The sequence below is a fragment of the Streptomyces sp. NPDC059371 genome (assembly GCF_042751995.1).
GTDB lineage: Bacteria > Actinomycetota > Actinomycetes > Streptomycetales > Streptomycetaceae > Streptomyces.
The window spans coordinates 1-23,669 of the sequence record NZ_JBHYXD010000125.1 but is presented as its reverse complement, the minus strand read 5'-3'; the positions used below and the strand labels follow the sequence as shown (position 1 = coordinate 23,669).

The following is a 23,669-nucleotide window of genomic DNA, read 5'->3' as shown; positions in this document are numbered from 1 at the left end:
CCGGCTCCTCGTCTTTTTTGTGGTGGGGCTTCGGGCTGGGACTCAACACCCACCCCCCGGGGGGGGGGGGCCGCCGCCCCCCCCCCCCCCCCCCCGGACCGGTACAGGTGTAAGGAGCTGTCAGAGAGGGTTTGAGGAGCTGTGGGCACCCGCCGGGCGCCCAGCCCTGTACCCCCGTCAGCCGGTCCAGCGCCTCCGGCGCACAGTCAGGATGTTTGGGCATTCTCCTAGATGATTGAGTCCAAGGGCTCGTAGCCGTAGGCCGCCGGCGAGTAGTGTCGCATGTCGCTGCCATCGCCCGCCCAGCGTGCAAGGCGTGCCCGTTTCATTTTGGAGGTCAGCGGAGAGCACGCGACGCATGCTTCAGCGACTCCGTGGACGTGTCGGGGCCCGGCTGGGGGATGGCCTTGAATCTCCACTGACTGGAGACAGCAGAGTAGGGGACATGGACGTTACGACCCTCTACTCGATCGGGGAGCTTTCCCGGCGGACCGGCTTGTCTGTGAGGACCATCCGGTTCTACTCCGATTCGGGGGTGGTAGCGCCGACCACCCGTAGTCCCGCCGGTTATCGGCTCTACGACCTCGACGCACTGCTCCGTCTGGAACTCCTGCGCACACTGCGCGAGCTGGGCATGGACCTGGCCACGATTCAACGGGTACTGGACCGTGAGCTCTCGGTGGCGGAAGTCGCCGCGGCGCACGCCGACGCCTTGGACGTCCAGATCCGGGTGCTGCGACTGCGGCGGAGCGTTCTGCGAGTCGTGGCCAGCCGCGGGTCCAGTCCCGAGGAGACCAAGCTCATGCACAGGCTCACGCAGTTGTCCGGCGAGGAACGCCGACGTTTGATCGACGATTTCGTGGATGGCACCTTCGGCACAGTGGATGCCGACCCGGCCGCGGTGGCCATGGTTCGCGCTGCCACTCCCGACCTCCCCGATGATCCGACCGGCGAGCAGGTCGCCGCATGGGTGGAGCTCGCCGAGCTGGTCGGCGACGAGGATTTCCGTGCCCGGATGCGCCGGACGGCCGTACGTCAGGCGGCCGGGCGCCCGCTCGACATCGAATGCGATGCCGGCGAGGAACTGATGGAATTCACCCGTCAGAAGGTGGCCGAGGCCATGGAATCGAGCATCGACCCGCTCGGCGACAGGGGCGCACCCGTCATCGACGATCTCGTGCACCGCTTCGCCGAGGTGCTCGCGCGCACCCCTGACACGGAATTCCGGGACTGGATGGCCCAGCAGTTCGAAGAGGCGCACGATCCCCGGGTAGACCGATACTGGCGGCTGGTGTGGATCGTCAACGGCTGGCAGGTGGTACCGAACCTGATCCCGGTGTACCCCTGGCTCACCCAGGCCCTGCGAAATAACCGTGACGCATAGTCACCGCAGTGGGCACGCCCCGGATCCCTGAATGAGTCCAGAGGATCGCCGCGTACATGAGACGAGGGCGTCCAACGTCGATGTGTGACTACTGTCCTGCGCCAGTGATCCGTCGGCAGAAGCGGGCGAGGGAGTCGAGGATTTCTTCGGCGGTCTTGGTCCAGATGAAGGGCTTGGGGTCTTCGTTCCAGTCTTTGACCCAGGCCCGGATGTCGGCTTCCAGGGCCTGGATGTTCTTGTGTGCGCCGCGGCGGATCATCTGGTGGGCCAGGTAGCCGAACCATCGCTCGACCTGGTTGATCCAGGAGGAGCCGGTCGGGGTGAAGTGCAGCTCGAACCGCGGGTGTTTGGCCAGCCAGGCCTTGATCGCGGGCGTCTTGTGGGTGCCGTAGTTGTCCACGATCAGGTGGACCTGCAGGTGCGCGGGCACCTCCTTGTCGATCCGGACCAGGAACTTCTTGAACTCCACGGCCCGGTGCCGGCGATGCAGGGCCGTGATGACTTCACCCGTGGCGACATCGAACGCGGCGAACAAGGTGGTCAGGCCGTTGCGGACGTAGTCGTGGGTGCGCCGCTCGGGCATGCCCGGCATTATCGGCAGCACCGGCTGGGACCGGTCCAGCGCCTGGATCTGCGACTTCTCGTCCACCGACAGCACCACCGCACCCTCGGGCGGGTTGAAATAGAGCCCGACGACGTCGTAGACCTTCTCCACGAACAACGGGTCCGTCGACAGCTTGAAGGTGTCCGCCAGATGCGGCTTGAGCTGGAACTGCCGCCAGATCCGGCCCACGGTCGACTTCGACAGACCACTGTGCTCGGCCATCGACGTCCGCGACCAGTGCGTGGCATTCTTCGGCACCTGTTCCAGCGTGCTGACCACGACCGCTTCCACCTGGTCGACGCTGATCGTGGGCACCGCAGGTCAGCGACTCAGCGCACCGAAGGTACATTGAGTCGCTGACCTGCACTTATGTACAGTTCCTCGTAAACGTGTAGGTCAGAGCCTTGCGATCGTCATGCAGACTGCTCGATTTGTGGGGATGGGGGTCAGGAAGGCTTGACCGCCGAGACCGGGGTGACGGTCACCTTGTTGTCGCACTCGGCCCACCACCCGTCGTTCAGGGCGACCTGGTGCTTCCCGGAGTGCGGCAGCCCGATGACCATCGTCGGATACGCCGCCGGGGTCTTGCCCGACACGCAGTAGCCGTCGCCCTCCCCCTGGACCTGGACGAAGGTCAGTTTCACCCACGCCTTGCCGTGCGGTCGGACCGTCACGGTGGCCGCCCTGCCGGTGGGGGTGACCTTGAGCGGGGTGTTGTGGGCGGGGGAGCCGTTGCCGGCGCCCGCGACCGTCGGATGGCCCTTCAGGACGCACGTCTTCCGGGAGACGTTGGTGAACTGCACGACCGCCGCCCCGGTCCCGGTCCCGACGGGCGGGTGGGCGGCCTGCCGGGCGCTGACCTGGAGGGCGGAGGCCGGGCAGGCGGGCGGCGGGGTAGAGGTGGTGGTGGTCGCCGCCATGGCGGTGCCGGGCAGGATGCCGGTCACCGCTGCCGCGACGGCCGTGACCGCCGTCGTCGCCAGAGCCGCCCTGCGAATGCCGTTGCTGTGACGCATGTTGTCGTCCCCCTGAGTCGTCTCGTCCGCGGGTTTCGGTCGTCGGTTGTTGCCCCGCGGTACGCGTGGTCGTGGTGCGTGAGTGCAGATAGGGCGGGAGAGCGGCAGGGTTCCGTGCGGCGACTACTTGTGACGGAACGGTGACGACAGGCTGCACCCGTGCAGATGGCCGTTGCTGACACACCGAAGCCAACACGCCTTGGAAAAAAGGGCGATGCGGCCACTCGATGTGCACCCGTCACGCTCTCAGCTTGGGAAGCTGATGTGACCTCGGGCTTGGTGACGGACTGACCTGAGACGGAAGGGCTTACAGGCCTGGTGACGGGTCCTCTGATTCCCCGGTGTTCCACGCGGTTCCCCGTACGATCTGGCACGCGTCTGGCGCGGGGCCTGTCACCGACCACAGGGCGATGTCGGTGCGGTTGGACACAATGCGCGCCATGAGTGATCACTATGAACTTGTCTTCTCTTCCTTCCTCCACGACGACACGCCGGCCTCGGTTCTGGCGGGCCTGCGTTGGCATATGGGTATGGACGATGAAGATCCGGAAGGCCTGGACCGAGACGATCATCCGTACCCGTTGCTTCTCCCGGGCCAGAGCCGGCTACCAGGCGGCGACAACGTGTCCCTGCGCCGCGCGGTGCCGGAGTTCACGTCATCGGGGACGCGGTACGAGTGGGAGCTGTTCGTACGCATCTACTGGGTCGATGACCTCACGCTCCACCTCGACGCGCTGCTCCAGCTGATCGCTCCTCATGTCACAGGGCGGGGTTACGGCGGCTACATACGACGTGCATGACACCGAGGTGGAGACCTTCAAGTTCCATGACGGCACGTACGATCCCGTCGCGATCTAAGGTGCTTCATTTAGCCATCAATGGTGAGAAACACCCCACCTTACCTGACGGCTACCCCATGGGGGAAACCCGTTCGGTGCGGACGCCCTGACCTGGGGTTCCGCCACCGAGGTCTGTGGCATGTCTGTCACTGTCGGTCGCCATCGGTCGGCCTCGGCGACCCTCGGACGGCCCAGAGACGGCCCAGCTCTAGCGCACCCGACTGACGGCGGCACCTTCGTCCCACCCGTCTGAACTTCAGCCGAAGGCATCAGCCACGACGGCGGGCACGCCGACCGATCACACGCGCGTGGCCTCGTGGCACCCCCACGGACCCCAGCCACGCCATCGGCGCCGTCGACCAGAGCAAGCCGCGACGGCCGGCCCGCTACGACAGGGCCAGGGCCCTCGGCGTGTTACGGCCAAGGAGCTCGCATACCTTCATGTCATGGACTTCAACATCACCGCGGGAGAAGAAGCCGTCGTGTTCCACGTGGCGAGCCTCGTCCAGGAAGGCCTCTCCCCCACCGATGACGACCTGGCGAAGGAGCTGGGTGAAGAGATTCGCCCAGTGCTGCAATCGCTCCTGGACAAGGGTTGGCTTGTGGTCGACGAGGATCACGAGCTGGCCTTGTCCACGATCGCGCGGCATGTCGTGTCCAGCCGCAGGGATGCCGAGGGGCCGCGGGCGTAGGGAGAGAGCTTGCCGTCGCCCTGGTTCGCCTGTTGTCACAACCAGCTTGGGAAGCTGAGGTGATTTGGGGCTTGCTCCGAGGCTGACCTGCGGCTGGGCTGTGTCAGCGCCTGGGGCGATGTCGGCTGGCTCCGCGGTGTTCCCCGTGGTTTCCCGCACGATCTGGCACGACCGCTTCGTCTGGGAGCTGCGCGGTCGGGTGCCGCCAGAAGCTGAAGTTACCTGGGAGTGCCAGGTATTCGCGCTGTTGGAGTCCCCTATGCTGCGGATGATCACGTGCCGGTACGTCTGAGTAGGCTTTCATGGGTGATGTAGAAACGGGTGGCGGGAGCGTCGTTTGGGACGAGATGAACGAAACCTCAGATCCGGAGGGTATGGGTGACGCGGATCGGGAGGACTCCATAGGACGACGGAGGCTGCCGAGCGCGGCGGTCGTACTTGTCGGCCTCGCCTTCCTCGGCGTGGTGGCAGGAGGCCTGCTCTGGCTGTTTCAGGACGAGTTGTTCCACCCGTTCGGGGACGCTCGGGCCTGTGAGGGCAGCGACTCCGCGTTGATGGAGAAGATCTCGCTCGGAGGCGTGCCGATCCCCGCCGACGCCGTCGATGTCCACTACATCACGCAGGATGGCTCCGCCGAGGTCTCCTTCCTGAGCGACCAGATGCCGGACTATCTGCACCGCGCAGGACTCGTCCCGGAGGGCGAGCCTCTGTTCGACGAGAACTATGGCAGCGCATATGCGTGGGGTGAGGGCGGTCACGAGATGCCCTATGGACTGTGCGGGCCGGCTCTCAAGGGACCCGTCTGGAGCTATCACTGCAGGGATCCCGACACAGATGCCAACATCCTGATCGAACGCGCCCCCGCCGGAACCACCCTCCGCGCTCCGGCCCGTGTCATCGCTTCCTTCGACTTCGGCGAGTGACGGATCAGCGGCCGAGCCGGACGGTCCCGTCGCCCACAGGCGCGCACGCTTCTCCCGACCCGGAGGTAATCCAGCCCTACTGCAAGGCGGACTTCAGTGCCCCAGCAGTTGATCCTGCATCGGCAGCAAGATCTTCAGGACGGGGGTGAACTGGTGTGTCCCCTCGATGCGAACTATGGGCTGTGCGGTCGCTAGCCTTACCCTTTCATGAGGAGAGGTACTGATTGGCTATCAGGGTGCGAAGGATCATCGCTGACGTGTGATTCTTCCTCCTGCGCGGACTCGGTCGAGCATCCGCGGCGTTCACCTTCGAGGTGAAGTCTTCGACGCGCCAGTTCCTCTTGAACGGCGGATGAGGTCACTGCGCTTGACTCCGCAGGCGTCCAACTGGGGACTGAGCACGGATTTCGTCGGTCTCGAAGGACACGCGCTTGTCCTGGCCGGCGAGCACAACGGTTCTTCCGTTGAGGCTGGCGACAGTCGTGTGCCAGCCGGACCAGGTGTCCACCTCGAAGTTCTTCACGCCGACGCAGACCAGGACGAACTCGACTGCGTTGTGGCCGCGAGCCTGCCACAGGTCGGCGGCACCGACCGGGATGGCGAAGGCGGAGAATCTCAAGGTGACGGACGCTTCGCGCTCGTCGATGTGGACGGAGTCCAGGTGGTAGTCCACCAGGGGTGGTGGAGGTGAGCCGAGGACTTCGCGGATCGCCTCGGGGTTGGCCACCTCGGCAGACCAGTCACGCTCGCTCATAGAAGACCTTCGCAGTCGTGGGAGGCAGCACCCCCTGGTGCAGGCGCTGGTCAAGGGGACTCTCGAACCATCGCCGAGCCGTGTAAGGGTCCGCGTCGCCGGAGCGATAGGCGTTGAGATGGCCCACCTTCAAAGCGTGCGCGGTGAAGCCCAGCGAGAACTCCGGACCGCTCACCGCGATCCTGATCCGGCGCTCGCGGGTCTGGACACGGGGGCCGAACTCGATGTCGACCACGGTGCTGTCGGGGACACCCCGCATCCGCAGGTCCTTGCCCACCGCGAAGAACTCGATCTGGGCCTCGAACCGGTCACAACCTGCTTCGGTCCAGTCCGGCGGTGCGAGGTCGGGAAAGCGGGGGAACTCGACCCGCAACGTCACATCAGGGCCGTACGGACTGAGGTGCACCGATCTGAGAACCAGCCGCTCCAAAGCCGGCAACTCGGTGTAGAGCGCGGTGAACCGCTCGGAGTGGACCAAGAACTGCGGCCATGTGCCGGCTGACATGGGTGAGCCCCTTCGCTCCGGGTGCTTCGCGCCCGGCGAAACCGGCGACTCCTCGCCCCAGGCGGCAGTCGGAGATCACCGAAGGCACTTGAGCTGGGAGGATACCGTCCGTCCGGTCCAGTTACCTCGCCCCAGCATGAGGCACACCTGATGAAGCGCAATAGGTCCTATCCACGCGTCCGGATATCGGCGGGCGGTTCGGGAGTGGTCTCGCAGGCTGGCGGAGCGCTGCTGGTGGAGGCCGTCCGCCGGATCGGCCTGGACACCGGGTTGTCGACGGCACTGGAGCCGTGGCGCAAACCGCGGACGGTGCATGATCCCGGCAAGGTCCTGCTCGACCTCGCCCTGACCGTCGCGCTCGGCGGGGACTGCCTGTCCGACGTCGCGATGCTGCGGCTCCTACTCGGTCGGGATGGTCATCACCGACACGATCCACCAGGCGGCCCTCCTCGTTCCCGCGTCGGCCTGGACACCCGCCATCGAACCGGACGGCGATGTGCGCGACGGCGCGTGGGTGGCCGAGCTCGCCAGGCGATGTCCTCAAGGGGTGGCCGAAGGGCATGCGGCTGATCGTCCGCAAGGAACGGCCTCACCCCGGCGCTCAGTTGCGCATCACCGATGCCGACGGTATGCGCCTCACGTGCTTCGCGACGAACACCGACGGCAGCCCGATCGCCCAGATGGAGCTGCGGCACCGGTAGCGCGCCCGCGCCGAGGACCGCATCCGGGCAGCCCGCGACACCGGCCTGCGCAACCTGCCCCTGCACGACACCGCCCAGAACCGGATCTGGCTGGAGATCGTCCAGCTCGCCCTAGACCTGCTCGCCTGGATGCCCATGCTCGCCCTCACGGGCGAGACCCGCAGGTGGGAACCCAAGCGCCTGCGGCTGCGGCTGTTCTCCGCTGCCGGCCAGTTCGTCACGACCGGCCGCCGCCGCTGGCTCCGCCTGGCCCGTCACTGGCCCTGGACCCAGATCATCACCGCCGCCTTCGACCGGCTGCAGGCCCTGCACAGGTCGTCGCCGTATACGAACGCTTATGGATCGCGCTCACCGTGTCCGGCAGGGCGCGCGAGGTCGACAGGGCGGGCCGGTACCTCGGGGGGCTGGGCGCAGGGAGACACGTCAACCGTCCCCAAAGCCAGTCACGGCTTCGGCACGGGGCAGAAGGATCAACGGACGCAACGGAAACAGAGCACGTAGGCTACACGCCGAACTCACAAGGACCTCATCCAGTTGGACCGGCCAGCCTTCGCGCTTCTTCGTGGGCGACCAGGAGCTGCGACTCTGCTCACGCTGCGCCGGTGACCGCCTCCTCGCCACGGCGAAATACCGAAGAAGGACACAGGCGGGCTGCCAATCCTGCCGGGGCTGTGCAGGGATTGCGACGCGGACAAGCCCGCGGCCGCCGCACTCATCCACTTCTCCACCGCGACGTAGCCACGACCTCAGCAGCTCCGAGAAGGCGCCACTCATGGAGTGGACGAAGGAAGGAATGGCCGCGCACGGCGCGGCCGGTACTGGGCAGAAGATGGTCAGCGGCGGGGGTGACCCTGCTCGGGGTCGTCGTCGAGAGTGCTCCATCCTTCGCCGCGCTGTGCGGGATTAGCCAAGTTTCGGCGGGCCTGTTCGGCCCCCGGCCCGGGGGTGGATACCTTGCGCTGGGCAGCACGCCGACCTCCGACGACGAACGCCGCGATAGAGGACGGCGACCACAGCGACGCCCGCCGCCGTTAGCCAAAGAGCGCCGGCGGAGGAAACGGCCAGCATGGTTTGCGCTTCGTTGATCATGGGTGTCGTGTACCCCGAATCGCCATAAACCATCTTATCAACGGCACTTCAATGCCCCTGCCCTCAGGAGCCGACCAGAGCCTTGTTGACGGCGCCAAGGAAGTCGTCGAGATCCTTCGGCGTCCGGGATGTGACCAGGGTGTAGCCGTTCGCGGTGTCGCTCACGACAGCTTCGTCAACCCAGGCCTTGGCGCCTGCGTTGCGGGCGTCGGTACGCACTGAGGGATAGGAGGTCAGGGTCTTGCCGTTCAAGACGTCGGCTTCCACCAGGGCCCAGGGTCCGTGACAGATCGCAGCGATCGGGCGACCCGACGCCGCGAACGCCCTGATCGTCTCGAGGGCCTTGGGCTGCAGGCGGAGTTGGTCGGCGTTGATGGTGCCGCCAGGGATCAGCAGCAGTTGGTGTGCGCCAGGATCGAGTGTCTCGAGCGTGGTGGTGGGCTCCACCGTCTCGCCGGGGTCCCGGTCGCCCACCAGTGTCTGGATGGGGTCGGGGGTCACGGCTGCGATGGTGACGTCCGCGCCGTCCTCCCTCAGTCGGCGGACCGGTACGAGCAACTCGTCCTGCTCGACTCCGTAGTTGGTGACGAGTACCAACACCCGGTGACCGTTGAGCGGCTTGTCAGACATGATAATGCGCCTTTCCCTCGTCCCGAAGTCTGGGTGGCGTGGCCCAGTTGTCGCGCGCCACGTCGCTCATGGCGTCCCGACGCTCCTGGAACCCGGCCCCCCGCGGAGCGCGATCGCGCGCCTTGTGGCGCTTGCATGAGGGCCGTGACGAGCCGATCTGGCCGTTACCCATCCGCACTGCCCCGCCGATGTCACTGGTCGATGGCCTGCTTGGCAGCTTGCGTCTCGGTGGTGGCGCCGGCCGTGGCGAGGGCGCCGCCTGCGGTCTCCAAGTGCGCCCGTACGAACCACTGGAACTGCTCCAGGTCGCGCAGTTGCTCGATCAGGAGGTCTTCGGTGGCCGGGTCGATGTCCCCCACTGTCTTGATCGCGGCGCGCAGATCCTCGATCACTCCGGTGTACACGAGGTCGAGAGCGCCGAGATGGGCGATGGCATCGGCACGGCCTACGCTGTAATCCTTCCAGGACCGCGCTTCGACCAGCGCGCCCGGAGTGCCGTGAGCGACGCCCCCCAGGGCAGCGAGACGCTCGGCGACATCATCGGCCATGTCACGAACACGGTCGACCTGCGGGTCGAGCATTTCGTGCACGGCGATGAAGTGCGGACCCACCACGTTCCAATGCACGTGCTTGAGCGTCAGGTGAAGATCATTGAGGGCGTGCAGGCGCTGCTGCAGCACCTCGATGAGCGAGCCAGCGTCCTGCACCGTGAGGCCGGGGACGGTGTAGCGGGGGGTGGCTTGGGAAGCCATAGCTATCTCTCCTGATCTCGTTGGTTTGCCCCCTCCGGGTACCCGTGACGGGAGTACACAACCACCGCAGTACCTCCGTGCCAGCGGAACGTGCGTGAGCCTGCCGGTCTCCGCGCGGCTCTGCCGCCGGGAACGCCACCTTTAAGGCCGTATCGCCTCAACAGCCCTGCTCGGGAGGACACACTGGCCGCGCCGGCACCGAACTGCGCATCTCCTGTACCCGGCGTCAAGTCAGTGTCACGAGGTCCAGTGGTGTGGGGCCGCCGTGACGGGCGGATTCCATGCCGCAGCAGACGAGAAGGTCCGCGAGGCCACCGGGGGCTCGCCCGCGCAGGCGGGCGGCGGTCCGCACGGGGTGCTGGTCGGTGCGGGCGATACGATGGCCCGCCGCGGACAGCCGGACTGCCAGGTCACGGTCTTCGCCAGTGTGCAGGTGGGCAAAGCCGCCCACCCTCAAGTAGGCAGCAGCGGACACGCCCAGGTTCGCACCGTGAACGTGCGGGTGCTCCCACTCCCTCTGCGCGCCGCTGAGCCGGCGGGTGCGGAAGTAGCCGACGTCGTGCCGGGCCACGAGGAGGGCATTGGCCGCGGTCGGTGCCAGGCGGATGGTGCCCAAGACCGCGTCGTAGCCTCGCCGCGCCCAGGCGGCCTGGTGGGTGAGCCATGCTGCGGGCACGGTGGAGTCGGCATCCGTCATCGCAAGCCACACGTCCGAGTCGGCATCTGCCAGCAGCTCCAGCGCGTGCTCGATTCCGGCAGCCCTCGCGGCTCCGACACTGCGGCTACAGGTCTTCACGACGTGGGCTCCCCCGCGGGTGGCCAGAGTCGCTGTGGCGTCCGTGCAGGCGTCCGTTGCCACCACGATCACGACGGGCGTCGGCGCCGCTTGTGCGGCGGCCGCGTGCAGACTCCGCAGACAGGCAGCGATGCGGTGTTCTTCGTTGTGCGCAGGAACGACAACGGCCACAGCTGAGGGCGTCACGCGAGACCCTCCGCACGGGCAGGAGAGAGCACCGGGCCCGGACCTGGACTGTGTTCGTGGACGGTGAGGGTGAAGTCGGGATCGTCGTAGCGGGCCAGTCGGATCAGACCCGTCAGGGTGTCGAGGTGGTCGGCGACGTCGCGGCCCGTGCAGGTGTGCTCGGCCACCGGGTGGTTCCAGTGCACCGTGATCAGATGGCCGGCCTCCCTCAAACTCTCCACGCTCTGGTGGAGCAGCCGTGTGCGGGTGCTGGTGTCGAAGTAGTAGAGGAGTTCCGACAGCACGACCAGGTCGAAGGATTCCTCGGGCCACTGGTCGGGCACCGTCATCCGTCGCACCCTGACATGGTCCAAGCTGGCGGTGCGCCGAGCCGTGGCTTCGACGGCCGAGGCGACACGGTCGGTGGAGAGCAGGTGGTCGCATCGGGCGGCAAGGAGTTCGGTCAGCACACCTATCGAGCAGCCGGGCTCGAAGGCCTGCAGGTAGCGGGGGCGGGGCAGAGCCGCGACGGTCAGGGTGTACTTGCGGCGGTCGTACCACCGCTCTCCGAGGCGCCAGGGGTCGGCGGCGTGGGCGTACTGGCTGTCGAAGTAGCTTGCGGGGGTGTTCACCGGATCACCGTCTCGAAGGTGCGGGTGTGGTGGGCGATCTCCTGCGCCGGCAGCACCGGCGCGGTGCCGGAGCCGGAGCCGCGTGGCTCCAGTTGACTGGTGAACTGTGCCAGGGCTGCCTTCTTGCGGTCGATCACAGCTTCAGACAGAGGGAGAACAGAGGCCCGGTGCCACGGCACGCGGGGGTCGCTGGGTCGGGCCCAGTGCCACATCCACACCGGGTAGGACCACACCGGCGTGGAGCGGTCGCGGCCGGCGCGCTGGGCAGCTCGACCGGCGGCCTCGTGGTCGCTGTGCAGGTCGCCCTCCCACGGCGCCACGCACACGGCGGCCCCGACGGTATCCAGAAGCTCGCCGATCACGGCTTGCGCGTGGTGCTCATGCTCGTTGAGGGCCGTATCGGGCAGACCGGCATGCACAGGGGCAGGCAGATCGCCGAGCTCGCCCAGCGCTGCGGCCAGTTCGCCGCGGCGCCGGGCAGCCAGCTGCGCCCGGGCCGACGGCGTCGCGGGACCGTGGGAGGCTTCCCCGTCACTCAAGCACACCGTGTGAACCGCCGCACCGGCATGGAGAAGGGCTGCGATGGTGCCGCCGAATCCCAAGACCTCGTCGTCGGGGTGGGCAGCCACCACCACGACGGGACCTGTCGGCAGAACCAGGTGTAGCAAGTGCTCTGGCAGTCGCGCCTGCTGCCACTCGGCCTCGTCGGTGCCCTGCGCGTCAATCGCTGCGGCGGCGGCCTGCCTCGCCGCGCCAGCGGTCTGTGGCGTGCTCATCGTGCCGCCTCTACCGGGCCGGGGGCGGCCAGGCGGCCGAGTTCGGCCAGACTCGCCTCGGCATGGTGCTGGCGCACGTAGACCGTCAAATCTGCCACCGCGCGGGCGTGCCGTTCGTCGTGGCACAAAGGCCCGGCACCCGTGGCACGCCCTACATGGTCCACGACCTCGATGCACACTTTTTCGGCCAGGGCCCGCACGCGCAGACTGCGCACCCGTGCTTCCCCGCGTTTGTCGAGGGGGTCGGCGTCGATGTCCTGACCCGCCTGGTGCAGCATGGTGTCGGCCGTGTGCAACAGAAGGTCGACCGCCCCAAGGTGAGCTGCCGCGTGCTCGTTCAACCGCCCCGCCACAGCTCGCTCGTACAGCGGCGCAGCAACGGCGTGGGCCCCGCCGAGCCAGCATGCCGCCACGCCGATTCCCCCGTGCTGGAAACCGGGCCGCGTCAGATAGCCCTCCACCCCACCGACGGCTCGCGCGGGCACGTCCGTGAACGACATGTCCAGGCTGTCGCTGCCGGCCATCCCGATCGCCGGCCACGTCCCCTCCATCGGCGCCGCGCCCGGGTGCTCGAGTGCGACGGCGAACAAACGGTAGCCGTCATCGGCGTCTGCGGTCACCAGCGCATGGGTACAGGTGCGGGCACCGGAGCAGTAGGGCTTGACGCCGGTGACCCTCCATCCCTGGTCCGCGCGTGTCGCGTGCACGCCAGGGCCCGGTGGGCGCGCGGCCCAGACTCCCCACCGCTCCCCTGCGGCGGGCAGGGGGTGGTCTAGTTCGTGCAGGATGGCCGCGGCGTCCAGGTGCCCCTCGGCGAGCCGTGCCAGGGACAGGTCCCACCGTCCCAGAGCGGTGAGAGCGGCAAGACGGCGCGCCGTCGACCGGCCCGGCAGCGGCACACCAGGGGCGTCACGCTCGACGAAGTCGGCGAACAGGTCCGCAGCACGCCGCTCCGGGGGACGGACGTGGTCAGTCACACGGACCTCCTGCATACATCGTTGCGGCGTCGTGGGCGCCCGTAGGCGTCTGAGTATCCGTAAGCTCATGCTCAAAACCCACAACACGGCTGGTCCTGTAGCTGGCGGCGCACGGCTCGGACCTGGCTGCGCAGGCCCTGTACCCTGGCGCTTGGCGCCACATCCCTTTGGCCGCGAAGGCGACGCTCACGTCACCAGTGATGGTGCGTTCGCCTCTGACGCGCCGGATTCGACGCCACTGGCGAACCCTTCAAGAGTGCCTCGGTGATCCGCTACCTGCGACCGCACGGCTACCTCGCCAGTCAGTCCTGGGTGCCAGTCGGCGTCGCGCAGTCGAACATGCGATGCCGCCCGACCTGTCGATTCCCGCAACTCTTGTCACGGCCCGTTGGAACTCCGACGGTGCTCGTTCTCGCGCACCCCGTGGGTGTGGCGGCCGATGTCGGTGACACGGTCCGCGAGGTCGGGATGAGCCAGGCGCGGGTGAGGACCTGCCTCGGACAGGGGGCCATCAAGCTGGGCCAGGTCACTGTGCCCGAGTGCGGCGTGGATAGCCGCGGGTGCGTTCGTCGCAGTGGTGGGAAGATCCGGCAGGGTGGTAATGGTCCCGGCGAGCTTCGTTCCAGCGGCGCCTGGACCTACCGGCACGACTGACCTGTTCACCGTCCACCCCAGCCTCAGCCCAGGCGCTCGCCGTCTCTTCCGCCCGACGCCTTCAACGCTCCCTCGCACGACGCGGGGCGACTTTCGGGTGTATTGCGCCACCGTCATGCCTGCCTGGGGGCATCGGCACGGAAACACGGACAGCAGTCGCTCCGTGCCCTGTCGGTGCACGATGCCCCCAGCTCAAGGAAGGAGGGCCTGGGAGAGCGTGGGGTAGCAAGGGATGATCGTGTCGAGGCCGACGATTTCGACGACTCGCTGCACCGGCGCTGTTAGGGCCGCCATCCGGATCCAGCCGCCGGTCGATGTGGCATCGCGGCGCGCGGCGACCAGGACGCTGATGGCGCTGGAATCCATGAAAGTGACCGCACTGAAGTCGAGGACCAGGACCGGGCAGTTGCCGTCTATCTGAAGGGCCTCGGCCAGGAGGCCGACGTTGTCTGCGTCGATCTCCCCGCTCAGAACCAGGACACGGATGTCCGCGGTGATGCTCCGGTTGATCGACAAGCGGCCGGACTGTTCAGCTGTCTCATGCATGTCTGCCACGTGTTCTCAAAATCCTCTGCGGTAGCAGGCCAGCGCCTCCATACGGAACCCCCGAAGCACCACATCCTACGGGCGCTGCATCCACGTGGCCGTGCCACAAGTAACGTGCCGACCTGGCATACGCAGTACCTGTAGGGGTAACCGGCAGGGCGACGGAAGCGGGCGGAAATGGACGAACCACCTAGGATCGGCGACGGTGAACGGCCCGACGCTGCCTCACCGCTGGAAGCCTCGCTCGCCTTGGACAGCGATGCCTCCCGCATCGCCCAAGCCCGCCACCTCGCAGCCGCCTTCCTGACGAAGGTACGCGACGACTACGGCATCCCGGTGGCAAGCGCCGCGGTGGAGATCGCCCAGCTGATCGTCAGCGAACTCGTCACGAACGCCCGCAAGTACGCCCCCGGACCGGCTCTTCTGCACCTGCGGATTACCGGCCCCGTCCTGCGGGTCGAACTCTGGGACAGCAACCCCGTCCTGCCAGCCGCCAAGGCCCCGGATCCCGAACGCATCGGCCAGCACGGCCTGGAGATCGTCACAGCCCTCGCCCGCACCGTCACCGTGGAGCAGACGCCCGTTGGCAAGCGCATCACCGCCGACCTCCTCCTCAGCACCGCCGTCGCGTAGCCAAACCGGTTTCTCATCCCTGCCGTTCAAACGACAGGCACACTGCAGCACGCACCTCAGCACGCGCCCGCGCGCGACAGGACACGGGCCAGGCCCTGACCCCGGCTGCCTTCTGGTCGTTCCCGCTGCTCTGACACGATGATCTGAGCCTCTGAACGGTTCTGGGCAAGGGTGTTCTTGGCACGGTCGGGGCAGAGACTGCCAAGAACTGGTGACCAGGCCCTGTTCTCGTATAGCTATGGCCAGGTGGTGTGTAGCTCTGAGTAACTACACAGGGCTGCGGTCGCGCTGCTGAAAGGCGGCGAAGTCGGCGTGTGCCGTCTCGACGGCCTCGGGGTACGCCTGGGCCTTCTCGTGCTCGGCGAGGGCGCGGTAGATGCTGGCGACGGACGGGTTCTGGCCCTTGCGCTTGCCGGTGGGGATGATCAGGGCGGGTTGGATCTGCTCGACGGACTCGCCGAGTGACTTGCGCAGCACGGTGTGCAGCATGTCGTCGGTGACGACCGGGGGCCGACCGCCGTACTTGCCCTTGCGGGCCGCGGTCTCCAGCCCCTCCAAGGTCGACTCCCGGATGTTCTCCCGCTCCGTCTCGGCCATCGCGGCGAAGAAGCCGAACAGCAGCTTGCCGGGGCCGTTGGGGTCGTAGATGCCGGGCAGCGGCCCTGCAAGCATCTCCAGCACCAGGCCGTGCTCGGTCAGATGGTCCGCGAGGGCGGTGAGCTCTGCCGCGTCGCGTCCCAGCCTCTTCATCTCGAACACCGTGAGGATGACCCGGCAGTGCGGGGCGTGCGCTTTGATCTCCCGGGCGGTCTTCAGCGCCTCCTCGAACTGAGGGCGGACCTTGATCCGGGTGCTGATCTTCTCGCTGAAGATCTTGTCTCTGCCGATGCCGTGCCTGGCGAGCGCGTCCAGCTGCGAGTCGAGCTCCTGGCTGAGGTGCGAGCAACGGGCATAGCCGCTGCGGATGTCCGCGCTCGGCAGGCTGGGGTCCACGGCCGCGGGCACCGGCTTGCCGGGCCGCCATGGTTGCCCCGGTCCCCGGTTGGCCGGGGTTGGCGCCCGCAGTTCCTTCGCCAGCTTCGGCGCCTTGGTGAAGCGGCCGGTGTGGTAGGCGCTCGTGACTGCCCCGCTGCGCGAGCGGCACGACGAGCCAAGGGATGCCTTGCACTTCGGGCACGGATGGCGCTCGACGAGATCGGCTTCGAACTCATGTGCGGCGGGAGGTTCTTAAGGGGCCGTCATGGACCCGGACTTTCGCACAATGCGCGGAGAGGTCTCCGCAATGGGCGGTGATCGGGCCGATACGTGGTGGACAGCAGCCCCGGACCGAAACGGCCCCGCAAGAGGGGGATTGCTCCATTCTTGCGGGCGCGATTCAGTCCCTGGTGGCGCGGTCCTGGTGATCAGCGGGCTGTGGAACTGGGGTTGGTGGCTGTTGATGTGTCGGGATGGAGGGTGAAGACCCGGTCCAAGCCGGCGATACGCAGGATCCGGGCGGTGTTGGCGGGGACTGCGGCCAGGACCATGTCGCCGCTCTGTTCCGTAGCCAGGTTGCGTGTCGCCAGCAATGCGGTGATGCCGCTGGAGTCGCAGAATTCCAGGCCGGCCAGATCCAGGACCAGCAGTTGTCCACTGGCGAGGGTGAGGCGGTCCACGGCCTGGCGGAGTTCGGGTGCCGTCGCATGGTCGAGGTCACCGGTGATCTCCAGTACGGGACCGGTGGCCGCGTCTCGGGCAGTGATCGTCAGCGGGCTCAAATCAGGTTTTCACAGGTCTTCACTCGCGAGGTGGGAAGCGGGGCGGGCACGCCGAGGGCAAGCAGCGCTGTGTCGTCGTCGAGTCCGTCGCCGAAGCCGGCGAGGAGCCCGGTCAGGGCGGCTATAAGGGCCTGGGGCCCCGTGGCGGGCTGTTCGGCGGTGAAGGCGCGCAGGGCGTCATCGCCGTAGAGCTCACGATCGGGCCCGGTACGGGCTTCGGTCAGGCCGTCGGTGTAGAGCAGCAGGGTGTCGCCGGGCGACAGCTGGGTCCGGGCAGGTGTGAACTGTGCCTGGGGCAGAACGCCGATGAGCATGCCGCCGGGGGTGGGCAGGTAATGCGCGGTGCCGTCGGCGCGTTGGACCAGTGCGGAGGGGTGGCCGCCGGAGGCCAAGTGCACGCTGACGTGGTCGTCGGCGGGGTTGAGGACGCCGAATATGGCGGTGCAGTAGCGGGTGTCGCCGCTGGTGTACCGCTCGTGCAGCACGGTGTTCAGGGTGCTCAGCACGGTGACGGGGTCCGGGTCGTGCAGGGCGGCGGCCCGCAGTGTATAGCGGGTCAGTGAAGTGACCGCGGCGGCCTGGGGGCCTTTGCCACACACGTCGCCCAGGAAGAACGCCCACCGGTCCGCGTCAAGGGGGAACAGGTCGTAGAAGTCTCCGCCGAGAAGATCCGGAGAGGCGGTGTGGTAGTGGGAGCCGGCTTCCAGGCCCGGAACCGTGGGCAGTTCGGCGGGCAGCAGGCTCTGCTGGAGGACGGCGAGGGCTTCCTGGAGTCGTTCGCGGTCGGCCTCCGCCTGTCGGCGCGCTTCTTCGGCCGCCTGACGTCCGCGCAGCAGCTCGGTCTCGTAGGCGCGGCGGTCGCGGGCGTCGAAGACGGTGATGCGGATCAGCAGCGGCTCACCGTCATCGCTGGTCTTCACCTTCGATGTGACCAGCACCGGCATCCGCTGCTTTCCGGCGGCTTTGATGTCCAGGGCGATGCCGCTGACCTCGCCCTTCATCTGCAACGACGGGGCGAAGTGCGTCTCGTGGTAGAGCTTCCCGCCCACCGTGAGCAGATCGGCGAACCGCATCCGGCCCACCACCTGAGCCCGGGACAGGCCAAGCCAGTCCAGCAACGTAGTGTTGATCTTCGCGATGGTGCCGTCCATCAGCGTTGACATGTAGCCACAGGGCGCCTGCTCGTACAGCTCCTCTGTGCTGTCCTCCAGCAGAGCAGTGAAGGCCGCGTCGGCGGCTTCCATGTCTTGTTCCTCGTCCAAATGTTGATCGCTGCGGCACATCAGCGGGCCACTCCTATGAAGTCGGCGATCGCCGCCGCAGTGGCCTGCGGTGCGCTCAATTGCGGACAGTGCCCCGTCGCCTCCAGCGTGACCAGACGGCTGCCCGGGATCGCGTCGTTGACGAAGGCCCCGACCTCGCGGGGGGCGATCACGTCCTGCCTGCACTCCAGCACCAGCGTCGGCACCGCGACCGTCTTGAGATCGGCGCGGCTGTCGGACAGGAACGTCGTGCGCGCGAAGACCCGGGCCATGTCCGGGTCGGTCGCACAGAACGAGGTGGTCAGCTCCTGGCCGAGCTCCGGCCGGCCCGCGTTCCCCATGATCACCGGTGCCATCGCGGCGGACCAGCCCAGATAGTTCGACTCCAGTGACTCCAGCAGCTCATCGATGTCGTCCGCGCTGAAACCGCCCCGGTACCCGTCCTCGTCGATGTAGCGGGGCGAGGGAGCCACCATCACCAGACGGGAGAACCGTTGCGGCGCCCTGGCCGCCGCGAGCACCCCGACCATGGCACTGACCGAATGCCCCACGAAGATCACATCCCGCAGGTCCAGCTCCTCGCAGACTTCCAGCGCATCCGAGGCGTAGCCCTCCAACGAGCTGTAGCGCTGCTCGCTCCAGGCAGAAGGGTCCGAGCGGCCGGAGCCCACGTAGTCGAACAGCACCACCCGGAAGTCCACTGCCAGCATGGGGACCACCAGACGCCACATGTTCTGGTCACAGCCGAACCCGTGCGCCAGCAGGAGCACCGGCCCGTCCGCACGGCCGGTGACGGTGACGTTGTTCCTGCGACGAATATCCATGCCCGCCAGTTTCCCATTACTCGGGGTGAGCGAGCCGAAGCGACTGCCCCGGCCCGAACCGGCGCCGGAGCTAAAAGCGGAGGCGCCGGTCTGGCTGCGGGAGGAGTGGTCGTCCGTATGTGCAGTGTTCATTCTGAACCTTCCTTGATAGGCGCGCATCAAGGAATTCCCGCTACGCAAGAGCAGTGCGGGAACCACAAGAACGAGCCGAACGGAATGCGAAAGGAAATCCGGCCTGCAGTGAATCTGGTACGTATGCAGGCGATGAAAAAAGTGGCGTCATGTGGACGTGAAATCCAGGGCTTCAGACGGGTGCAGCTTCGGAGACCCGTCGCCCGCAGGCATTATCCAAGGACGCGGCAAATGCCCGCAGCGGGGTGCGCACACCCCGAGAGGTGCGAGCCCCCGCTGCAGAGTGCGCGTCGACGTCAGACGGGAACGATGTTCTCCGCCGTCGGGCCCTTCTGGCTCGGCACGATGTCGAAGGTGACCTTCTGGCCTTCGAGCAATTCACGGAAGCCCTGGGAGGCGATGTTCGAGAAGTGGGCGAACACGTCGGCGCCTCCGCCGTCCTGCTCGATGAATCCGAAACCCTTCGCCGCGTTGAACCACTTCACGGTGCCAGATGCCATGCCATATCTCCTTTGGGGCAGTACGCCGGACCCGCAATGCGCGGATACCGGGTCGCCGCGATGACACCCTCCCGGAATGACCGGAAATACAAAAACGCTTCCACCGGCTGAAAGTGCCGTTGGAGGCGCCTGAGATTTGGGAACCAAGACTGCAACTGAGATCGACAGTAGCATGCCATACTGGCCGGCGTGCGTTACAAGATTCCATTCTACTCTCTGCGGTAAAAACACTCTCCGCACGGGGCGTTAAACCCTCACCTCGCGGTCGTAGCTATTAATCCACAGCTGACCTCGATTCTTCACGAGTGGCGTGAACTCGGCCCGATCGACGGTGCGCCCGTAATGATCTCTGTCCTTCGAGGGCGGGTCTTCGCGTGACGCTGCGGGTGCGCCGGGTTCCACGGGCCCGGGGCGCTGCTGGTCGTCCTCCTTCCTGGTTTTCGTCGGGGCGGTATTTTGGCGCAGCCAGGTGGCAGCCGAGAGATCGGAAAGGCGGGTCCAGGCGGTGGTGAACGCGGTGGCCCAGGGCCAGGCGGACTCGATCGCAGCCATCGGCCGCGGGCGTGTTTCGTCAGGTGGGCGGGCAGGTGGTAGAGCCGAAAGCGCATGGTGTCCGGCTCGGCTGCGGCGAGGTGATCGACGTCGTGGAGGGCGAGGAGGCGGTCAGCTTCGCGAACTGCCGCCTCGAGGTCTGCACCCGGCGGACGATCAGCCGCATCCCCTGCGGCCATCCCTCGTGGATGTTCAGGCCGGTCATCTTCCAGCCCACCGTGTAACGCACCTTCCGACGTGCGGTGTTGAGGGCTTCGAGGTGCTTCAGCAGGCCGTGGGTGGCACCCGCGCCGTCGACCCGGACGAGGATTTTGGCGTGGGAGGAGTCAGGTATCTGTTCCCGTGCGGACGCCAGGACCCGGCCGTGATCGGCGACCGTGTTCGCGCCGGCATTGCCCGGCCGCAGCTCCATGGCCAGGGACTCTCCGGTGTTCGCGCACCAGGCACCAGGCCGCCAGCGGATGGAACCCGAAGGTCTTCTGAAACGTGACCGCCGCGAGCTCCTTCTTCGAGGCGGCGGTGATGATCGTGGCGTCGAGGTCGATGACGATCCAGCCCGTCAGACGCCGGCCCGGCAACCGTCAGTCAGGGAAAGTTCCCGGGCCGCAGGTGCAGCCGGGACCACACATGCCGGCGCGCCCGACGGCGGGCCTTAGCCACCTGCCCCAGCGTCGTCTCGTCGAGTGCGGCCAGGGTCCGGCGGGCGGTGGAGTTCGAAGGCGGGCGGACCGAACGACGGCCGGTGACGGAGCTGGAGCCGCTCGGCCTCCAGCAGGTTCGTCGCCCCAGCGTGATCGACACCGCGAGCTGCACAAGCAGCGCGGACCGGTTCCGCTGGCCAGGCCCGCCCACCGGCAACGCCCTCACCAACGCCTCGGCCAGCCCGACCCGGGCCGCACACCGCCGCAGCAGTGCCTCCCCGGCGTGTCCGACCAGTCCCTTGCCGTGGGCCCGCACCGCCGGCCGCCGGTCCCAACCTGTACGCTCGGTCACCACAAAAATGCCTTGGCCTTCTGCCCGATACGTCCTCAACAAACGCACCCTTGCAGGTCAACGGACCCTTTCCACAGTCAGGGCGTCAGCCAGGGCGGCGTCGTTCAGTGAGTTCGTCCGGATTGGTCGCGTGATGCCGAGGGTGGTCAGGGGTCGGGTGGCGTCGCGTGCGTGATGGCGGAGAGCGGCGGCGATGCCGGTGTGCCCGGTGAGTCGGAGGGCTCCGATGGCGAGGTTGCGGAGACTGGCCATGGCCCTGGGGGCGGTGCCCGTGTGGACGTGGGAAGTGTCCTCGGCCCAGGCAGTGTCGCGCACGTGGTGGATCTTGTTTTCGATGCCCCAGTGCCAGCGCACGTGCTGCGCGATCTCGGCGGCGCCTCCGTCCTGCGCGGATTGCGGGTCGCGGACGGCGAGCCAGGCGCCGATCGCATCGTCGAGCGCGTCGCCGTAGATGCGCTGCAGGATGCGGCGCACGGTGGCCTCGGCCGGGGCGGTCGGTCCGGTGGGTTCACGGCTCGGGGCGCCGAGGGCGGTGAGTGCGGTGGTCGGCGCGTCCGCGGCCCACTCTGCGATCGCGGCCAGGGACTTGGCGCCGGCCAGGACCGCGCAGGCGGCCAGTGCCAGCACGAAGGCGAGTGGGTGGCGGCGGCCCTTGGCCCGGCGCGGATCGGGCACCGCTGCGAGACAGTCCAGCAGGTCGGGGTGCTCGGCGGGTAAGAGCGGGACAGCATCGGTGAGTTGGCCCAGACCCGCGGGGATGGGCGATGATGAGTGCGCAGGCACGGTCTTCCGTTGCGGTGATCAGGGACTCGACACCTCATGATCACCCGGAGGCCGTGCCTGCCTACGTTCCGGCCCGATCCGCGGACATCACAGCCCGCCCGGCCTCAGGAAATGCCACCACCCCGGCCAGACCGACTGAACGGCGCCGCCCTGGGCGAGGAACCTCGCCGTCGAACGCGGTGCGCGGGCTGCGTCGTTGCGTGTCTTGCTCCGTGACCGGGATGGGAAGTACACCGAGTCCTTCGACGCGGTCGTCGCGGCCGAGGGCATCGAGGTCATGAGAACCGCGCCGCAGGCTCCTGGAATGGACGCGCACGGTGAACAGGTCATCGGCACCCTGCGGCGTGAGGTCCTTGACCACCTGCTGATCTGGAACGCCCCCATGCCCGGCAAGTCCTCGATGCCTACGCCCGGCACGACCACGGTCATCGCCCACACCAGGCGCGAGGGCAGCTTCCTGCGCTCGGCCAGGAACACCCAAGGCCCACCACGACTGCAACCGGTCAGCGACTCCCGTGTACTCGAGTGTTAGGCGGCTTGATCAACGAATACAGATATGCGGCGTGAGCTGCAGCGATGGGTTTCCGACGGCACAGGGCACACCGCTCCACCGGCAGGGCGAGGGGCAAGCGCCTGCCCGGGAGTAGCCGGCACCCGCTGCTGGTCCACGACCCGCCCAACCAGCCGAGACGGTCCGCTGGATGAACCGGCGGACCACCGCGAAAGGATCGTCGCCAGCGAAACGTTGGCGAAGCGTCAGCGGGGATTGCGAAGGTGGCGCGTCAGGAACAGCAGACTGTGAGAACGGAGATTCGTACATGAGCGCAAGGCTCCCCGCCGGCGGTTACGTGAAGCGCCTGATGGTGTTACTGCTTTCACTCGTGGCTGTGCTCGGCATGACTCAAGTGAGGTCCATCCCGCTCGCGCATGCCGCCACCAGCAATTACTGGTCGCCGATCACGTGGAATATCACGGGGCTGGGTAACGGAAGCAACAGGGAGGCAGAGCGTAATTACCGGGCCATGGTGAACCAGCTACGGGTGCTCTCTGGTTATGACATCGGCACCGGCCTGATGCGAACCACGGAGCAGACTCAGCGCTACATCGAGGTCATGATTGTCGACAACGGAGATCCGGTCAACAATCATCGCATCTCTCTCTACCTGCGCCTCGACAACCTCTACCTCGATGGTTTCACCATCGTGGGGCAGAACTACAGGTTCAGTGATGCGCCGGGCTACCTGACGACACGGTTCGCAAACCAGTACCCAGGCGCCGTCCACCTGTTCCGCAACTTGCCCTACTCCTCGCATTATCAGGATCTCGCCAACGCCGGGACCCGCGGCAGTCAGGCATTCTCGGGGCCATCATTCTGGACCGCCATCCAGACCATCCAGAGGCTCACCGATCAGAACTGGAACAATGCCAGGTCTGCACTCGCCGCCATCATCGGCGCGACCTCCGAAGCGGCCCGATTCGGCTGGATCGAAAACCGGATCGCGAATTCTATCGGATCCGGCGGAGAAACGGACGACGCCGGCGGCTTCCACAACAACCTGGGCGGTTTCGGAGCCGACCTGGAGAACAGCTGGGAAGACCTGTCAGAAATCGTCTACAGGCAGCAGAACGGCAACGGGCGCATCGAGCCCGTGAACATCGACGGCCACCGGTACAGCAGCATCAGCGACATCATCTACAGTCGCGGCAGCAGCGGACCGAGGCTCGCCCCGTTCCTCACCCACGGGAGCGCCCGCTGACGGCGGGCCCCCCCCCGCCTATGGGGCGGGGGGGGGCACCC

25 protein-coding genes and 2 pseudogenes are annotated in these 23,669 nt (G+C 67.2%); 8 read left to right on the top strand and 19 right to left on the bottom strand.

From position 1 onward, the window contains the following. Positions 1-445: 445 nt before the first annotated feature. Positions 446-1,384 (top strand): MerR family transcriptional regulator, encoded by a 939-nt coding sequence (locus ACFXGX_RS39005; protein ID WP_384801786.1) that lies wholly within the window; start codon positions 446-448, stop codon positions 1,382-1,384. An 88-nt stretch (positions 1,385-1,472) separates the two neighbouring features. Here ACFXGX_RS39005 and ACFXGX_RS39000 read toward each other — a convergent pair. Then, positions 1,473-2,297, bottom strand: a pseudogene (locus ACFXGX_RS39000) (IS630 family transposase); the annotation flags it as partial. Positions 2,298-2,434: 137 nt separating this feature from the next. Then, positions 2,435-3,004 (bottom strand): DUF4232 domain-containing protein, encoded by a 570-nt coding sequence (locus ACFXGX_RS38995; protein ID WP_384801783.1) that lies wholly within the window; start codon positions 3,002-3,004, stop codon positions 2,435-2,437. Between the two features lie 440 nt (positions 3,005-3,444). Here ACFXGX_RS38995 and ACFXGX_RS38990 point away from each other — a divergent pair, with 440 nt between their 5' ends. The 3 genes from ACFXGX_RS38990 (at position 3,445) to ACFXGX_RS38980 (ending at position 5,458) form a co-directional block, all read left to right on the top strand. Next, a complete protein-coding gene (locus ACFXGX_RS38990; protein ID WP_384801780.1) occupies positions 3,445-3,804 on the top strand; it encodes a hypothetical protein in 360 nt (119 codons plus the stop codon). A 485-nt stretch (positions 3,805-4,289) separates the two neighbouring features. Further along, positions 4,290-4,535: a hypothetical protein gene (locus ACFXGX_RS38985; protein ID WP_384801777.1), complete on the top strand. Its 246-nt coding sequence runs from the start codon at positions 4,290-4,292 to the stop codon at positions 4,533-4,535. Positions 4,536-4,909: 374 nt separating this feature from the next. Beyond that, a complete protein-coding gene (locus ACFXGX_RS38980) occupies positions 4,910-5,458 on the top strand; it encodes a hypothetical protein (protein WP_384801774.1) in 549 nt (182 codons plus the stop codon). A 358-nt stretch (positions 5,459-5,816) separates the two neighbouring features. Here ACFXGX_RS38980 and ACFXGX_RS38975 read toward each other — a convergent pair whose 3' ends face one another. Together ACFXGX_RS38975 and ACFXGX_RS38970 are read right to left on the bottom strand one after the other, a co-directional pair. After that, on the bottom strand, positions 5,817-6,212 hold the full coding sequence (locus ACFXGX_RS38975; protein WP_384801771.1) for an Imm50 family immunity protein: 396 nt from the start codon (positions 6,210-6,212) through the stop codon (positions 5,817-5,819). After that, complete coding sequence (locus ACFXGX_RS38970) at positions 6,199-6,717, bottom strand: Imm50 family immunity protein (RefSeq protein ID WP_384801768.1); 519 nt, start codon at positions 6,715-6,717, stop codon at positions 6,199-6,201. The genes ACFXGX_RS38975 and ACFXGX_RS38970 overlap by 14 nt, the downstream gene beginning before the upstream one ends. Positions 6,718-6,867: 150 nt before the next feature. Between ACFXGX_RS38970 and ACFXGX_RS38965 the strand changes: the two are divergent. Next, positions 6,868-7,727: pseudogene (locus ACFXGX_RS38965) on the top strand (transposase); the annotation flags it as partial. Positions 7,728-8,570: 843 nt separating this feature from the next. On the opposite strand, the gene ACFXGX_RS38960 reads toward ACFXGX_RS38965, so the two are convergent. From ACFXGX_RS38960 to ACFXGX_RS38930, 7 genes are all read right to left on the bottom strand, one after another. Further along, entirely contained in the window at positions 8,571-9,137 is a 567-nt protein-coding gene (locus ACFXGX_RS38960) for a DJ-1/PfpI family protein (RefSeq protein WP_384801765.1), read from the bottom strand. A 191-nt stretch (positions 9,138-9,328) separates the two neighbouring features. Beyond that, on the bottom strand, positions 9,329-9,889 hold the full coding sequence (gene dps / locus ACFXGX_RS38955; protein WP_384801762.1) for a DNA starvation/stationary phase protection protein Dps: 561 nt from the start codon (positions 9,887-9,889) through the stop codon (positions 9,329-9,331). A 226-nt stretch (positions 9,890-10,115) separates the two neighbouring features. Beyond that, positions 10,116-10,856, bottom strand: a complete 741-nt coding sequence (locus ACFXGX_RS38950) for a glycosyltransferase (protein ID WP_384801759.1) — start codon at positions 10,854-10,856, stop codon at positions 10,116-10,118. 11 nt (positions 10,857-10,867) lie between these two features. Next, the gene (locus ACFXGX_RS38945) at positions 10,868-11,482 is read right to left on the bottom strand and encodes an SAM-dependent methyltransferase (RefSeq protein WP_384801756.1); all 615 of its coding nucleotides are present in this window, start codon (positions 11,480-11,482) and stop codon (positions 10,868-10,870) included. After that, a complete protein-coding gene (locus tag ACFXGX_RS38940; protein WP_384801753.1) occupies positions 11,479-12,258 on the bottom strand; it encodes a PIG-L deacetylase family protein in 780 nt (259 codons plus the stop codon). Before ACFXGX_RS38940 ends, ACFXGX_RS38945 begins: the two co-directional genes overlap by 4 nt. Continuing rightward, complete coding sequence (locus ACFXGX_RS38935) at positions 12,255-13,250, bottom strand: acyl-CoA dehydrogenase (protein ID WP_384801750.1); 996 nt, start codon at positions 13,248-13,250, stop codon at positions 12,255-12,257. Before ACFXGX_RS38935 ends, ACFXGX_RS38940 begins: the two co-directional genes overlap by 4 nt. Before the next feature lie 831 nt (positions 13,251-14,081). Next, entirely contained in the window at positions 14,082-14,435 is a 354-nt protein-coding gene (locus ACFXGX_RS38930; protein ID WP_384801791.1) for an STAS domain-containing protein, read from the bottom strand. Between the two features lie 177 nt (positions 14,436-14,612). On the opposite strand from ACFXGX_RS38930, the gene ACFXGX_RS38925 reads away from it, so the two are divergent. Further along, on the top strand, positions 14,613-15,068 hold the full coding sequence (locus ACFXGX_RS38925; protein WP_384801747.1) for an ATP-binding protein: 456 nt from the start codon (positions 14,613-14,615) through the stop codon (positions 15,066-15,068). A 267-nt stretch (positions 15,069-15,335) separates the two neighbouring features. Here the strand turns inward: ACFXGX_RS38925 and ACFXGX_RS38920 are convergent, their stop codons facing one another. The 8 genes from ACFXGX_RS38920 to ACFXGX_RS38885 all read right to left on the bottom strand — a co-directional run bounded on the left by ACFXGX_RS38920 (position 15,336) and on the right by ACFXGX_RS38885 (position 21,871). Then, positions 15,336-16,061: a recombinase family protein gene (locus tag ACFXGX_RS38920; protein WP_384801745.1), complete on the bottom strand. Its 726-nt coding sequence runs from the start codon at positions 16,059-16,061 to the stop codon at positions 15,336-15,338. Positions 16,062-16,471: 410 nt separating this feature from the next. Further along, positions 16,472-16,825 (bottom strand): STAS domain-containing protein, encoded by a 354-nt coding sequence (locus ACFXGX_RS38915; RefSeq protein ID WP_384801742.1) that lies wholly within the window; start codon positions 16,823-16,825, stop codon positions 16,472-16,474. Further along, on the bottom strand, positions 16,822-18,108 hold the full coding sequence (locus ACFXGX_RS38910; RefSeq protein WP_384801739.1) for a SpoIIE family protein phosphatase: 1,287 nt from the start codon (positions 18,106-18,108) through the stop codon (positions 16,822-16,824). Before ACFXGX_RS38910 ends, ACFXGX_RS38915 begins: the two co-directional genes overlap by 4 nt. Further along, entirely contained in the window at positions 18,108-18,911 is an 804-nt protein-coding gene (locus ACFXGX_RS38905; RefSeq protein WP_384801788.1) for an alpha/beta fold hydrolase, read from the bottom strand. Before ACFXGX_RS38905 ends, ACFXGX_RS38910 begins: the two co-directional genes overlap by 1 nt. 428 nt (positions 18,912-19,339) lie before the next feature. After that, the gene (locus ACFXGX_RS38900; protein WP_326784459.1) at positions 19,340-19,543 is read right to left on the bottom strand and encodes a cold-shock protein; all 204 of its coding nucleotides are present in this window, start codon (positions 19,541-19,543) and stop codon (positions 19,340-19,342) included. 571 nt (positions 19,544-20,114) lie between these two features. Next, on the bottom strand, positions 20,115-20,507 hold the full coding sequence (locus tag ACFXGX_RS38895; RefSeq protein ID WP_384801736.1) for a hypothetical protein: 393 nt from the start codon (positions 20,505-20,507) through the stop codon (positions 20,115-20,117). A gap of 173 nt (positions 20,508-20,680) precedes the next feature. After that, positions 20,681-21,088: a hypothetical protein gene (locus ACFXGX_RS38890; RefSeq protein ID WP_384801733.1), complete on the bottom strand. Its 408-nt coding sequence runs from the start codon at positions 21,086-21,088 to the stop codon at positions 20,681-20,683. Between the two features lie 57 nt (positions 21,089-21,145). Beyond that, positions 21,146-21,871, bottom strand: a complete 726-nt coding sequence (locus ACFXGX_RS38885) for a transposase family protein (protein WP_384801730.1) — start codon at positions 21,869-21,871, stop codon at positions 21,146-21,148. A 205-nt stretch (positions 21,872-22,076) separates the two neighbouring features. On the opposite strand from ACFXGX_RS38885, the gene ACFXGX_RS38880 reads away from it, so the two are divergent. Beyond that, positions 22,077-22,403, top strand: a complete 327-nt coding sequence (locus tag ACFXGX_RS38880; protein WP_384801728.1) for a hypothetical protein — start codon at positions 22,077-22,079, stop codon at positions 22,401-22,403. A gap of 286 nt (positions 22,404-22,689) precedes the next feature. Next, positions 22,690-23,628, top strand: coding sequence for a ribosome-inactivating family protein (locus ACFXGX_RS38875; RefSeq protein ID WP_351548473.1), 939 nt, complete (start codon positions 22,690-22,692; stop codon positions 23,626-23,628). Positions 23,629-23,669: the final 41 nt, after the last annotated feature.